Annotated in this window: 12 protein-coding genes and 1 riboswitch; of the genes, 4 read left to right on the plus strand and 8 right to left on the minus strand. The window is 31.7% G+C overall.

What is annotated here, in order from left to right; translation table 11 throughout:
• Positions 1–900 (minus strand): EamA family transporter, encoded by a 900-nt coding sequence (locus P6733_RS04130; protein ID WP_306350340.1) that lies wholly within the window; start codon positions 898–900, stop codon positions 1–3.
• Between the two features lie 181 nt (positions 901–1,081).
• Here P6733_RS04130 and P6733_RS04135 point away from each other — a divergent pair, with 181 nt between their 5' ends.
• A complete protein-coding gene (locus P6733_RS04135; protein WP_306350341.1) occupies positions 1,082–1,579 on the plus strand; it encodes a hypothetical protein in 498 nt (165 codons plus the stop codon).
• Between the two features lie 58 nt (positions 1,580–1,637).
• On the opposite strand, the gene P6733_RS04140 is transcribed toward P6733_RS04135, so the two are convergent.
• The 3 genes from P6733_RS04140 to P6733_RS04150 form a co-directional block, all read right to left on the minus strand.
• Complete coding sequence (locus P6733_RS04140; protein WP_372339292.1) at positions 1,638–3,107, minus strand: AAA family ATPase; 1,470 nt, start codon at positions 3,105–3,107, stop codon at positions 1,638–1,640.
• Positions 3,108–3,147: 40 nt separating this feature from the next.
• Positions 3,148–4,269, minus strand: coding sequence for a vWA domain-containing protein (locus tag P6733_RS04145; RefSeq protein ID WP_306350422.1), 1,122 nt, complete (start codon positions 4,267–4,269; stop codon positions 3,148–3,150).
• Between the two features lie 101 nt (positions 4,270–4,370).
• Positions 4,371–4,820, minus strand: coding sequence for a tRNA (cytidine(34)-2'-O)-methyltransferase (locus P6733_RS04150; protein WP_306350342.1), 450 nt, complete (start codon positions 4,818–4,820; stop codon positions 4,371–4,373).
• A 202-nt stretch (positions 4,821–5,022) separates the two neighbouring features.
• On the opposite strand from P6733_RS04150, the gene P6733_RS04155 reads away from it, so the two are divergent.
• A complete protein-coding gene (locus tag P6733_RS04155) occupies positions 5,023–5,472 on the plus strand; it encodes a GNAT family N-acetyltransferase (RefSeq protein WP_306350343.1) in 450 nt (149 codons plus the stop codon).
• Between the two features lie 10 nt (positions 5,473–5,482).
• Here P6733_RS04155 and P6733_RS04160 read toward each other — a convergent pair whose 3' ends face one another.
• Positions 5,483–6,202, minus strand: a complete 720-nt coding sequence (locus tag P6733_RS04160) for a hypothetical protein (RefSeq protein ID WP_306350344.1) — start codon at positions 6,200–6,202, stop codon at positions 5,483–5,485.
• Positions 6,203–6,615: 413 nt separating this feature from the next.
• A riboswitch (SAM-I-IV-variant riboswitch) is annotated at positions 6,616–6,713 on the plus strand.
• Positions 6,714–6,783: 70 nt separating this feature from the next.
• On the opposite strand from P6733_RS04160, the gene P6733_RS04165 reads away from it, so the two are divergent.
• Both P6733_RS04165 and pheT read left to right on the plus strand, forming a co-directional pair.
• On the plus strand, positions 6,784–8,094 hold the full coding sequence (locus tag P6733_RS04165; protein ID WP_306350346.1) for a Na+/H+ antiporter NhaC family protein: 1,311 nt from the start codon (positions 6,784–6,786) through the stop codon (positions 8,092–8,094).
• A 185-nt stretch (positions 8,095–8,279) separates the two neighbouring features.
• Positions 8,280–10,706 (plus strand): phenylalanine--tRNA ligase subunit beta, encoded by a 2,427-nt coding sequence (gene pheT, locus P6733_RS04170; protein ID WP_306350347.1) that lies wholly within the window; start codon positions 8,280–8,282, stop codon positions 10,704–10,706.
• A 74-nt stretch (positions 10,707–10,780) separates the two neighbouring features.
• Here the strand turns inward: pheT and P6733_RS04175 are convergent, their stop codons facing one another.
• The 3 genes from P6733_RS04175 to P6733_RS04185 all read right to left on the minus strand — a co-directional run bounded on the left by P6733_RS04175 (position 10,781) and on the right by P6733_RS04185 (position 14,954).
• Entirely contained in the window at positions 10,781–11,335 is a 555-nt protein-coding gene (locus P6733_RS04175) for a fasciclin domain-containing protein (RefSeq protein WP_306350348.1), read from the minus strand.
• Between the two features lie 318 nt (positions 11,336–11,653).
• Positions 11,654–13,432 (minus strand): 30S ribosomal protein S1, encoded by a 1,779-nt coding sequence (gene rpsA, locus P6733_RS04180; RefSeq protein ID WP_306350349.1) that lies wholly within the window; start codon positions 13,430–13,432, stop codon positions 11,654–11,656.
• Between the two features lie 265 nt (positions 13,433–13,697).
• A complete protein-coding gene (locus P6733_RS04185; RefSeq protein ID WP_306350350.1) occupies positions 13,698–14,954 on the minus strand; it encodes a nucleoside permease in 1,257 nt (418 codons plus the stop codon).
• Between the last annotated feature and the right edge of the window lie 140 nt (positions 14,955–15,094).

The raw sequence follows: 15,094 nt of genomic DNA on the forward strand, positions 1-15,094 counted from the left end.
TTAAATAAGTAATTCTTTTCTTTTGCGTTTTAAATGATGAATATTAAATAAAGCGATTGCAACTAATATCATTGAATAGGCAATAATCTGAGTTGAATTTATTGGCTCATGGTATTTAAAAATAGCCAGCATAAAGGCTATAATAGGATTGATATAAAGTAAAATTCCTACGGTAGAAGAATTAATCTCCTTTAAAGCATATAAGTTCAATAATAATGGCAAGATTGTAAATACTAGTGCTATTAATACAACCAATTCATAAAACATAGGTTCTGTAGGTAATGCAGCGCTAAAACTTGGGTAAAATGGTAATATGATAAGCCCTGCAAAAAGAATTTGAATGGTCAAGGAGAAAAATCGATCCAATTCTCCATTTTTACGTTGACTTACAAGATAAAGTGCATAGGTAACAGCAATAACAAGACTATACAGTAAATCAGTTAAGTTGTTGAAGGACAGAATTAAACAACTGATAACACTGACGCCTATAGCAGTCCATTGCCATTTTGTTAAGCGTTCCTTCAAAATGAAGTTAGCCAAAACAGCAGTCATAATTGGGCAAACTAAGTAAGCTAAAGAGGTTGCTTTCACGCTTACATGATTCATTACATAGATGAAACAAAACCAATTAGTCGTAAGTAATAATCCGCCACTTAATGTTAATAATAATATACGTCGTTTCTCTATAGCGGTCATTTTTTTCAGACGATTGACATCTGCTTTTATGATTTTCCTTCTAAACAAAAGATTGATTAGAAACAGTAGAATTCCGCTAAAAAATACTCTATAAAATAGAATGTCAAGGGATTGATAATTATGAAGAGGCTTTAGAACTAAGCTTAATAGTCCCCAGATTATAAAGGCTGTAATAGCCGCGAGATAATAGGATATCAGTTTCATTGGGGCAAAGATAATTGACTAAAAAGGATTAATGAAATAATTTTGAGGGATAAAAACCTCATTTTAGAAAATATTTATACGTATTTTAGGATAGATTAGAATAGATACTATTGCGACAGGAAAAAACTAGGGTTTCCCTCCCATTTTTTTTATATTTGTTAAATAACATAACTCTTTTCCGATGAAGTATTTTATACTACTTACCACACTATTTTTGTCTCATCTTGCAGTTGCACAACCAAAGCTTACTTTGAATCCAAAAGGCTTTGATCCCATTGATACGCCAATTAATAAATCCCCAGAAAATTTTATTAAACAGACGAAAGAATGGGTATCGGGTTATTATCGTGGTGAAGCAGATATTCAGGATTTAGATTCTAGAACCATCTTAATTACGGCTTTTAATGATGATGCTTTTTTCTATAGAAATCTTGGTGAAACGTATGATTATAAAATAAAATACACTTTAAAATTCACTTTAAATGATAACACCTATACTGCTATATTTCAGGTAAAAGAAATTTACATTGAGAATAAATTGATTCAATCAAAAATAACAGATTATTTTAATTCTTCTGGAAAATTAAAAGAGGGTTATCAAGATGTAAAACCTTCCTTAGAAAAGACTGTAAATTCGATATTAAAATCACATTATAACTTTTTAGTAAATTACAGATAAAAAAAGTTCCACAACTGATTTAGTGTGGAACTTCATTTTATTAGATAATTTCTAAGGATTATAATTTACTAATATAACTTCCGTAAATATCTTTAAACTGATACCCTTTGATGAAGCGATCTTTGCTTAATTTATTATATTCGACCAAGCCCCATAAGATGAATTCTTTCATGAAATAAATATCTTCTGAAGCTAAATTTGGTTGATATTTTTGGATTAATTGAGTCAATGGAATAATTGCATCCAGTTGTTCGCGGTATTGCTCATCAGTTAAATCATCTAATAATTCAAAACCTGTCTCAGTGAAAAACCAATCAATAATTTCCTGATAAGGGCTTGACTCTTCTTGTCGTTCTAATTTTTCAATTTTTGGAAAATAAACAGGAAATAAAGTATGTATTGCATCATTGATTAGATGTTGTGCTACAAATGCAGCTCCTTCTTGTTCACCTTCATATACTAATTCAACTTTACCCGTAATTGATGGAATAATTCCCATAAAATCGGACAAACGAATGGTCGTATTGTCTACTCCAGAAACTAAGGCACGACGTTCTGCTGTACTCATTAAGTTTTCAAAAGCAGTTATACTCATACGGGCACTAACCCCACTCTTATTATCGATATATTCATTATCACGGGCTTCAAAACTAATTTGTTCTAATAAATCTTTGGCCAGTGATGGAATGTGAATAAATTCATTTTGACTTTGATTAGCAAGTGCTTCTTGCTCAGTAATAGTACGGGCAATCTCAATAGTTTCAGGATAATGGGTTAAGATTTGAGAACCAATACGGTCTTTCAAAGGAGTAACGATACTTCCTCTGTTTGTATAATCTTCCGGATTTGCCGTAAAAACAAATTGCATATCCAAAGGCATACGTAATTTAAATCCTCTAATCTGAATATCACCTTCTTGTAAAATATTGAATAATGCCACTTGAATACGTGCTTGTAAATCTGGTAATTCGTTAATTACGAAAATACTACGATTTGCACGAGGTATCATTCCAAAATGAATGACACGCTCATCGGCATAAGATAGCTTTAAATTTGCAGCTTTAATGGGATCAATATCTCCTATTAAATCTGCAATGGTAACATCCGGAGTTGCCAATTTTTCAAAATAACGTTCATTACGATGTAGCCATTTTATTGGGGTTTCATCCCCTTTTTCAGCAATTAAATCTTGTGAAAATCGAGAAATAGGTTTCATCGGATCATCATTTATTTCTGATCCTGCAACAAATGGAATCCATTCATCTAAAAGGTGAATCATCAGGCGTGCTAAACGTGTTTTTGCTTGACCACGTAATCCCAATAGATTAATATTATGTTTTGAAAGAATAGCACGTTCTAGTTCTGGAATAACGGTATCCTGGTATCCGTGAATCCCTTCAAATGTTTGTACCTTGTTTTTTATGCGTTCACGCAAATTATCACGTAATTCATCTTTAATCCCTTTAGTTATATAACCCGCAGCCTTTAATTGGCCTAATGTGTGTATGTTTTTATAATCAATTGCCATAATGTGTAGTGCTTGTGTTTATTTTGAATCGAAAATTAGATTATCCTTTTATTCTTTTCTTTCTGTTTTGTTCGTAATCTTCAAAAATCATGGTTCCTAAACCTTTTAATCCAGTGTAAAATGCCTTTCCTTGATTTGCTTCTGTAAAATGCTCTACAAATTGTTTCAAATAAGGATCTTGTGCAATCATAAACGTTGTAATTGGAATATGTAATTTACGGGCTGCCTGAGCTCTATTGTAACATTGGTCAACAATATACTGATCTAAACCATTACTGTTCATGTAATAGCTTCCATCGCGCTCTCGAATACAACTTGGTTTCCCATCTGTAATCATAAATATTTGCTTATTTGTATTTCGCTTGCGGCGTAGTAAATCCATGGCTAATTCTAAACCTGCTACCGTATTGGTATGGTATGGACCTACTTTCAAATAAGGTAAATCTTTAATGGATATTGCCCAAGCATCGTTTCCAAAAACAAGTATATCTAATGTATCTTTAGGATAACGGGTTGTAATCATTTCAGCAAGCGCCATAGCAACTTTTTTCGCAGGAGTTATGCGATCCTCACCATATAAAATCATACTGTGACTGATATCAATCATTAATACCGTACTCATTTGTGCTTTATAATGTGTATCCTCAACAACAAGATCATTTTCAGTTAGTTGAAAAGTATCCAGTCCGTTGTTGATTTGTGCATTGCGCAAACTTTCTGTTAAAGCGATACGTTCTAAACCATCACCAAAATGAAATTCTCTAAATTCACCCGTATGTTCATCGCCATTACCACTATGTTTCGTTTTATGATTTCCTTGTCCACTACGTTTCATCGAACCAAAAATATGATCCAATGCTTGTTGACGAATGGCACGTTCAGTTTTTGCTGTAAGTGTTATTCCTCCAGATCCATCATTCTTCGTGTCATCCCGAATGTATCCCTTTTTTTTAAGGTCCTCAATAAAGTCATCAATGGTGTAATTCTCATCAGTAAGCTTGTATTCTACATCCAATTCGCGTAACCAGCTTATGGCCTCATCAAAATCTCCAGAAGTATAAACGATTAACTCTTTGAATACTTCAAATAGTTTATCAAATGGAGATAAATTGGGAGCCTCATATTTTTTGAAGAAAAAACCTTTTCTTTTATCATTTTGCATCATAGTTTAAAATTACTATTTTTTCAATAGCACTTTTCTAAAATGTATAATAATATTTAGTTAAAAATAAGGGTTACTCCATCTGAAAATAAAGGAGTTTTTTAAAACATAATTTGCCTTCTTGCTTCTCCTATAGCAAAAGCAACAGTATTGGATAAATTAAAACTACGAACTAATCCTGTAGAAGGAATTGTAAGATGATTTGAAAATAATTGAAGTACTTCAGGACTTAATCCCACAGATTCCTTGCCGAAAACTAACCAGTCTCCTTCTTGGAATTTTTCTGTTAAATATGATTTTTCACTGTGTGAACTAAATAAAAATACACGGGAAGTATCCGGTATTTTTTCCATCCACTCTTCTACTGTTTTGTATTCGAACCAATCTAAATGTACCCAATAATCTAATCCAGAACGCTTTAATTGCTTATCGGTTATTTCAAATCCTAGTGGATGAACCAAATGTAAATTACATCCTGTTCCCACACATAACCGACCTATGTTTCCAGTATTATTTGGTATTTCGGGTTCTATTAATACAATATTCAGCATTTTTTCTTTTTACTTTTTGTGTACCGCAAGATTAAGAAAAATCGAGGTGACACTAAAATCTAATTTCATTTAATTTTAAAAGTTTATGATGAATTATTATTCTGGTTGTTTGTTTCAAAATTAATACTATTTTTAAAGTATAATGCCTTATTGAATGAAGTTATGGTTTTGAAAAAATAATAATTACTCGTTATAAATCTCTATGTTACATTTACTAAGAACTAATTCAGAACACGTTGATTTCCGTAAATTGATTGTATTACTCGATCAGGATTTAAAAGAGAAAGATGGTGATGACCATGCTTTTTTTTCGCAATTCAATAAAGTTGATACAATTCACCATGTTATTGTAGCTTATCAAGGAGATAGTGCGGTAGGTTGTGGTGCTATTAAAAAATATGACGCTGTAACGGCTGAAATCAAACGGATGTTTGTTCATCCAGATTATCGAGGTCAAGGTATTGCAAAATCAATCCTAAATGATTTAGAAAAATGGGCTTTTGAGCTTGGTTTTTCCTACTGTATACTTGAAACAGGTAAAAAACAAGTTGATGCTATTGCTCTATATAAAAAATGTAATTACAAAATGATTCCAAATTATGGACAATATATAGATGTGGATAGTAGTATTTGTATGAGTAAAAAGATTTAAATTTTTGGGATTATTCGAACACAAAGAAGGGTTTGCGTTCTTTCTTTTTGGGTGTAAAATCCTTTGGCGATTCAGAATCATGTCCTTTTGTTTGATACAACTGAATATTTTTTATTGTTGCTTTCCCATTGATAGCAAAACCAAATTTGCCTTCAGCTTTTAATATGTTATATGTCGTATCATCATACCTTATAATACTTTCATTGTTGATCCATATAAAAATTTTGTCCCCAGATTTTTGAATTTTCCAATCACACCATTTATATTCTTTTGAATTATCTACGGAAGGTAATCGACCTACATTTCCTGTTGTCCGAATATAATAGTTCTCTTTCTTTAAATTTGGATAAAATGAACGGTCTTCAAAAGCAATGTCTTTATCCAATTGATTATAAAGTAATCCTATGAATTTTTCTTTGTGTAAGTTTAGCATGATTTCAAATAAATAGGTTTCCGGCTCTACTAATGCTGAAAATGTAAGAATGTAATTTTCGGGTAATGACTTTTTGCTAATTATTATCGCCCATTGTGCATTTGCAGTCCCTTGCAAAAGGGAATCTTTCACTTCCCAGGTTCCGTTTATAATTTTCCAATTCTTCTCTACTCTTTTCTTTTCAAAAGTTTCTTTAAAAATAGATTTGGTCTGAGCATTTAGAAGCGGTATTCCTCCTATTGTAAAACTAAAAATAAAGTAAAAAAATAGTAATGGTATTCTATTGGTTATTTTCATTATAATTGATGCTTCTGTAATGAGTATTCAATTACAAAAATAAGAAAAACCTCCTTTGTAGTAGATATAAAACAATTTGCTATGAATAGAATAATGGAAAAAATGAATCTTTCCATGGGGATTGGTTTATCAAAATATTCTAAATTTTATATCACCTACAGAAGGAAGGTCTTTTTACTATATCCTATAGTATTACCAAGATTTTAAATTGTATTTCCCGATTGCAATTTATGATAGATGACTTGGTTTCAAATTTCGGATATAAACAAAGAAAGGTTATCTCATATCAAAGCAATAGGACTATAAGCCCAAAAAGTATCAGAATAAGGTTTATTTAATGTTTATGAATTTATGTATCAGCTATTTATTTTTATTATAAAATTGAATAATTAATCTCTTTTATATACTTTTGCACCAGTTATCACGAATCTCAAAAAGAGATAGCAACCTGCAACAACAAGCAAGGTGCTAAAACGATATGCCAATATTCATTGGAAAAAACGTTGTACTTCTACTACTTTTTTCTTGTAATCATTTTGCTATTCCATCGTGATATTGTATTAATATTTTAGACAAAAACGATGATTGAAAATTTAAACCACAAAGGAAATTCTTTAGCTTTATTGCCATTACTGGTATTTATTTTAACATTTTTAGGAGTTGGTTACTTTATGAATGATTTTTACGCACTACCTGCGCCAGTCGCAGTATTAGTCGGGATTTTCGTTGCATTTATACTATTCAAAGGGACCACTCAAGGGAAAATTGACACTTTGATTAAAGGTTGTGGAGATCATAAAATCTTAACCATGTGTTTAATCTATTTGTTTGCAGGAGCATTTGCAACAGTGTCCAAAGCGATGGGCGGTGTTGACTCTGTCGTTAATATTGGTATTCATTTAATCAACGTAGAATATTTCCCATTAGGGGTGTTTTTAATAGCTTCTTTTTTATCGTTAGCAACAGGCACATCTGTCGGAGCAATTGTTGCCTTAGGGCCAATCGTTGTGAGTTTAGCAGATAAAAGTGGCGCTTCTTTAGCCTTAATGAGCGCTTCCTTATTATGTGGTGCTATGTTTGGTGATAATCTTTCTATTATATCAGATACAACTATTGCAGCTACTCAATCTTTGGGTTGTAAAATGAAAGATAAGTTTAAAGTTAATTTCTTTATTGCTTTACCCGCAGCACTACTTACTATTATTATTCTATATTATCAAGGTATTGGACAGGAAACCATAGCTGTTTTGATAGAAGATTCAAATTATTCTGTAATTGCAATTGTACCTTATATTGTAGTAATCGTTTTGGCAATGGCGGGAATGAATGTATTTTCGGTTCTATTCATTGGAATTATTCTTTCGGGTATTATAGGAATAGTTTCCCGTGATTTTACAGTAATTGAATTTACAAAAAACATATATGCAGGATTTACCAGTATGACAGAAATTTTTCTATTATCAATGCTTACAGGTGGTTTGGCTGCATTGGTAGAAAAAGCAGGCGGTATTCGCTATGTTTTGTATAAAATAAACACTAAAATAAAAAGCAAAAAATCAGCACAATTAGGAATAGCATCGTTAGTGAGTATTACCAATATGGCTATAGCCAATAATACGGTATCAATAATTATTACAGGAAAAATTGCAAAAGAAATTAGTGAGAAATATAATATTGATTCCAAAAAAGCAGCTTCTATTTTAGACATATTTTCTTGTATTATACAAGGGATTCTACCCTATGGAGCTCAAGTTTTATTGATCTTAAGTTTTGCCGGTGGTCGTTTGAATTATTTTGATTTGATCTCAAATGTTTGGTATTTAGCTTTATTATTTATTTTTACAATTCTATCAATTTATAGCAGTTTATGGGAACGTAGATTATTAAAATAAGCAGTCAAGAAAAAAAAAGAAATCTAAAATAGATTAATGGATTTAGAAAGTGAAAAATCACAAAATCAGTTCGTAATAATCAATTATTAAATGGAATAGCATTTTATCTTTAAAAAACAAAAAGTTTTATTTTCTACTCCAATCCTCAATTCTTATCTTTGCGACACTTATTATAATACATACAAATGAAAATATCATACAACTGGTTAAAACAATTCATAAAAATAGACTGGAAGTCAGAAGAAACGGCAGCACTGTTAACCGACTTAGGTCTTGAAGTTGAAGGAGTTGAGAAATACCAATCTGTAAAAGGTGGACTTGAAGGGATTGTTGTAGGTCATGTTTTAACTTGTATCCAACATCCAAACGCAGATAAACTTAGTTTAACCACTGTAGATTTAGGAAATGGAATTCCGGTACAAATTGTATGTGGAGCTCCAAATGTTGCTGCGGGTCAAAAAGTAGCTGTTGCTACTATTGGTACAACTTTATATGATAAAGATGGGCAAGCATTCCAAATCAAAAAAGGAAAAATCAGAGGTGAAGAAAGTCATGGTATGATCTGTGCTGAAGATGAGCTAGGTTTGGGTGAAGGTCATGATGGTATTATGATTTTGAGTGAAGATTTGGTACCAGGTACACCTGCTGCTTTAGTTTTTAGTATTGAAAATGATGAAGTATTTGAAATTGGTTTAACACCAAATCGTGCAGATGCAATGAGTCATTTGGGTGTTGCTCGTGATTTAAGAGCAGGTTTAGCACAAACGAATGTAAATACGGAATTAATTACTCCTTCTGTGAGTAGTTTTAGAATTGATAAAAGAACGTTGAAAATTGACGTTAAAGTAGAAGATAGTAAGTTAGCGCCAAGATATTGTGGAGTTACTATTTCTGGAATTAAGGTAGGTCCTTCTCCAGAGTGGTTACAAAACCGTTTAAAATCTATTGGACTTACACCAAAAAATAATGTAGTAGATGTTACTAATTATGTATTGCATGAATTAGGACAGCCATTGCACGCTTTTGATGCTAATAAAATTAAAGGAAATAAAGTAATTGTAAAAACGGTTCCAGCTGGAACAAAATTTACAACATTGGATGATGTACAAAGAACATTACACCAAGAAGATTTAATGATCTGTAATGAAAGTGGACCAATGTGTATTGCTGGAGTTTTTGGAGGTAAAGATTCTGGAGTAAATGAAAATACAAGTGCTATCTTTTTAGAAAGTGCTTATTTCAATGCAATCTCTATACGTAAAACGGCTAAAAGACATGCTTTGAATACTGATGCTTCTTTCCGTTTTGAAAGAGGAATCGATCCAAATATTACAGAATATGCTTTGAAAAGAGCAGCAATATTAATTCAAGAAGTTGCAGGTGGTGAAATCACGTCGGATATTATCGACATCTACCCAAAGAAAGTAGAAGATTTTTCAGTTTTTGTGAATTTCAATAATGTGACCAAAATTATTGGTCAGGAGCTATCAAAAGAAACCATTAAAAAGATTTTAGTATCATTGGATATTAAAGTGAATAGCGTTTCAGATGCAGGTTTAGGTTTGCAGATTCCACCTTACCGTGTCGATGTATTAAGAGAAATTGATATCATTGAAGAAATTCTAAGAGTTTATGGATATAACAATATCAATTTTACTCAGAAATTAAATGCTTCAACATCAAATTCATCACGTACTGAAGATCATAAAATTCAAAATATAATTGGAAATCAATTAGTTTCCTTAGGATTTAATGAAATGATGGCCAATTCATTGACTACTCCAGAATATGTTCAGTTATCTGAAACATTGAAAGAGGAATTTAATGTAACAATGCTTAATCCATTGAGTAATGATTTATCGACAATGCGTCAATCATTATTATTTAGCGCATTGGAAGCGGTATCATTTAATATTAATAGAAAAAAATCAGATTTAAAATTATTTGAATTTGGTAAAAGCTACCATAAACTACCATCAGGATACGAAGAACCTAAGCATTTGACGGTAACTGTAACCGGAAATCGCATAGCCGAAAGTTGGAGAAATCAATCCTCTCCTACTGATTTCTTTATGTTTAAAGGATATATCAATACAATCTTATCTCGATTAGGATTGGAAACTGGAATTCAATCTGCTCCTGTTCAATCGGATCTCTTTGCAGAAGGAATAGCTTTAGTTCGTGGTACAGATACTTTAGTAGAATTAGGAACTATTAAAAAATCAGTATTAAAACATTTTGATATTAAACAAGAAGTTTTATTTGCTGACTTTAATTGGAATCTAATTTTGAAATTGATTTCTAATAAAGTAAAATATACTGAAATTTCAAAATACCCAGAAGTTCGTAGAGATTTAGCGCTACTAATTGATAAAGAGGTTAATTTTGAGACGATTTATACTATCGCAAAACAAACTGAAAAAGGTATTTTAAAAGAGATTAATCTTTTTGATGTCTATGAAGGAGAGAATTTACCAGAAGGTAAAAAATCATATGCTGTTAGTTTTACACTACAAGATGGTTCTAAAACTTTGACAGATGTACAGATCGAAAAGATTATGAGTAAATTAATTCAGAACTTCGAAAGCCAATTAGGCGCTGTCTTAAGATAATAAATATAAAAAAGCCCCGATAAATATCGGGGCTTTTTCGTATAATCAACCAAACCTAAAATCTAACATTCTTTTTATTGTAATAATACTGAATCAACTACGTGAATCACACCATTAGATTGGTATACGTCTGCGATTGTAACTGTTGATTTGTTTCCTTTTGCATCTTTCAATACTAATTTTTTACCATCCATCATTGCAGTCAATGTTCCACCACTTACTGTTTTTAAGGTAGCTTTACCATTTCCAGCTTTTATTGCTTTTGCAATTGCTGCACTGTCCATTTTACCGGCAACAACATGATACGTTAATACTGATTGTAACATTTTTAAATTTTCTGGTTTCAATAAAGTCTCTACTGTTCCTTTAGGTAATTTATTGAATGCTTCGTTTGTTGGTGCAAATACCGTGAATGGTCCTGCTCCTTCTAATGTTTCAACTAATCCTGCTGCTTTTACTGCGGCAACTAATGTTGTATGATCTTTAGAATTTACTGCATTTTCGATAATGTTTTTATTTGGGTACATCGGAGCACCTCCAACTTTAACAGATTTTTGAGCAAAAGCGGAAGCTCCAAATAACATTACAAAAGCAACTAGTGCAACGGATAATAAATTTTTAGTTTTCATGATAAATGATTTTTTAAAGTTTAATTTATAATGTCATTTACGGGAATAGATTCGTCTTGGTTTTGTTAAAACGAATTTTAACATTTATTTAAGAAACATGATGTTTTGTAATTGAAATAATCTATTGATTAACAGTAGATTGTAGATTTATATAAATGATTTATTTTAAGGGACTCATTTTGGATGCTTGAAGTAGAGTCAGGTATTATTACGTTTAAAGGAGCTCGTTAAACCAAAATTCTATTTATAAAAGTATAGGCATAAAAAAAAGTCCCTAATTGCTTAGGGACTTTTCTAGTATATAAGATGGATTAGAGATTATTTCTCTCCTCTGTCCATTCTTTCTTTTAATTCAGCTAATACATCAAGATCACCTAATGTAGTTTTCTCAGAATTATTAGAAGATGATGAATTATTGTTGTTGTTTTCAACAGCAGTTTTCACATTTTTCTCTTCTTCTTCTCTGAAAATAGCAGTATGAGAAGCTACAACTCTTTTGAATTCTTTGTTGAATTCAATTACTTTAAAGTCAGCAGTATCACCTTTTTTCAATTTCTTACCGTCTTCTTTTTCAAGGTGACGTGTAGGAATGAAAGCAACGATATCTTCTCCAAATTCTACTGTAGCACCTTTGTCAACAATTTCTGAGATCTCACCAGAGTGGATAGTTCCAACTGCGAATGAATCCTCATATTTGTCCCATGGGTTAGAAGTAGTTTGTTTGTGACCTAAAGATAATTTACGTCCTTCAACATCTAATTCTAATACTACAACATCTAATTTTTCACCAACATTTACAAATTCAGATGGGTGTTTAATTTTCTTAGTCCAAGATAAGTCAGAGATGTAAATTAATCCATCAATTCCTTCTTCTAATTCTACGAAAATACCAAAGTTTGTAAAGTTTCTAACGATACCTGTATGTTTAGAACCTACTGGGTATTTAGAAGTGATATCAGTCCATGGATCTTGAGTTAATTGTTTGATACCTAATGACATCTTACGATCATCTCTATCTAATGTTAAGATAACAGCTTCTACTACATCACCAACTTTCACGAAATCTTGAGCAGATCTTAAGTGAGTTGACCATGACATTTCAGAAACGTGGATTAGACCTTCTACACCTTCAGCAACTTCGATGAAAGCACCGTAGTCAGCAATAACTACTACTTTACCTTTAACTTTGTCACCAATTTGTAATTTAGAATCTAATGCATCCCATGGGTGAGCGTTTAATTGTTTTAAACCTAATTGAATTCTTGTTTTCTCGTCATCAAAGTCAAGAATAACAACATTTAATTTTTGGTCTAATTCAAGAACTTCACTTGGGTGGTTAATTCTACTCCAAGAAAGGTCAGTAATGTGGATTAATCCATCTACACCACCTAAGTCAATGAACACACCATAAGAAGTAATGTTTTTAACAACACCTTCTAATACTTGTCCTTTTTCTAATTGACCGATAATTTCTTTTTTCTGTACTTCGATATCTGCTTCAATAAGCGCTTTATGAGAAACAACAACGTTTTTGAACTCATGGTTAATTTTAACCACTTTGAATTCCATAGTTTTGTTTACATATTGATCGTAATCTCTAATTGGTTTAACATCAATTTGAGATCCTGGTAAGAATGCTTCAATACCGAATACGTCAACGATCATACCACCTTTAGTTCTGCATTTAACAAAACCATTAACGATTTCACCTGTTTCGTTAGCATTGATAACTCTATCCCAAGCTTTAATTGTACGAGCTTTTCTGTGAGATAATACTAATTGTCCTGATTTGTCTTCACGAATGTCGATTAATACTTCAACTTTATCACCTACTTTAAGGTTTGGGTTGTAACGGAATTCGTTTAAAGAGATAACTCCTTCAGATTTTGCATTGATGTCAATGATAGCTTCTCTGTCAGTTAATCTAACTACGACACCTTCTACTACATCTTCACTATCAGTTGAAACAAAAGTTTTGTCAACTAATTCTTCAAATTCTCTAAGATTTTTTTCGTCTACTGCATCGATACCTTCTTCGAAGTTATGCCAGTTAAAATTAGCTAAAAAATCTTCTTGTGTTTTTACTTGTTCAGACATTGCTGATATAAAATTTGTATTCTGTATTCTCTCGAGTTTCTTTATGCGATAGAAAACAACAGAAGTGTTTTACATAAATAGTTGATACCTAATGGAAACTCTTCTCCGCCAAAAGGTGCGCAAAATTAATACTTTTTTATCTATTTACAAAAAATATCAATAAAAATCTTTGATTATGAAGTAGTTCACTCTACCTACTCTATTATAGAATGCAAAAAAGCTATCTTTTTGATGAGATAGCTTTCTTTATATATTTTATTTATGATTAGTGACTAATGTGTGCCACATCTTTTGGTTCATGCTTATATTTGAATATAAAAGGGAACACTATCGCTAAAACAAGCGCATAGGAAGCAAATGTAATCCAGATTCCTTGCCAGTCTTTGGATTGATCAGCATACGTGAAAAACGTTTCAATAATATATCCACTCGCGAAACTTCCAAATAAAGCACCAAAACCATTCACCATCATCATGAATAATCCTTGTGCACTACCACGAATAGTTTCATCGGTTTGTGTTTCCACAAATAAAGATCCAGAAATATTGAAGAAGTCAAATGCCATACCATAGATAATACAAGAAAGTACAATCATCCAAAGTCCATCAGCAGGATTTCCAAAAGCAAATAATCCAAATCGTAATACCCAAGCAATCATACTGAATAGCATTACATATTTAATTCCAAAATTACGCAAGAAGAATGGAATTGCTAATATGAAGAGTGTCTCAGATATTTGAGAAACCGACATAATAATAGCTGGATATTTCACTGCAATTAAGCCTTTGTATTCCTCTACATTTTTAAAATCATGTAAATAAGTATCTCCATAAGCATTTGTAAGCTGTAACGCTGCTCCTAATAACATAGAAAAGATAAAGAAAATAGCAAAATTCTTGTTTTTAAACAAGGTAAAAGCTTTTAAACCTAAGGCATCTACAAATGTTTTACTAGCAATATCTTTAGCTCTTGGAGGACATTTAGGTAATGTGAAGGCATACAGACCTAGTAATAATGAAATCGCTGAAGCTATATAAAATTGATTTGCTGATGTTTCATTATGCGTTAAGCTTACTGTCCACAAAGCAATGATAAAACCAATGGTTCCCCAAATACGAATCGGTGGATAGTCTTTTACAACATCTTTACCGTTTGTTTTAAGGGCATTATAAGCTACCGTAATCGAAAGTGATAAGGTAGGCATATAGAAAATCATATTAATCAGAATAATTACAAAAAAGGAAGAAGGAGTTTCTGCCAAAGGAAGACAGAATAAAGTCACTGCTCCCATGATATGGAAAAAACCATATAGTTTTTCGGCATTGATCCAACGATCGGAAATAATTCCTGCTAATGCAGGCATAAAAACAGCTGAGATTCCCATTGTGGAGAAAATAGCTCCAAATTCAGTACCCGACCATTGTTTATTTTGAAACCAGTATGCACCAATAGTCAGTAGCCAAGCGCCCCAAATAAAAAACTGCAAAACATTCATCAATATCAGACGATTCTTAATACTCATAGTATTTTTATATTTTTAATTGTAGTTCAAAAAATTGCAATAAAAGCTGGTAAAACTATTAATAATTATTGATATGGGCTGTAAAACTTTTTAAGAATTTTGAACAGCGATATTCTTTAAAAATAATAGAAATTAAAATA

The organism is Flavobacterium aerium, assembly GCF_030766725.1.
In the GTDB taxonomy this organism is placed as follows: Bacteria; Bacteroidota; Bacteroidia; order Flavobacteriales; family Flavobacteriaceae; genus Flavobacterium; species Flavobacterium aerium.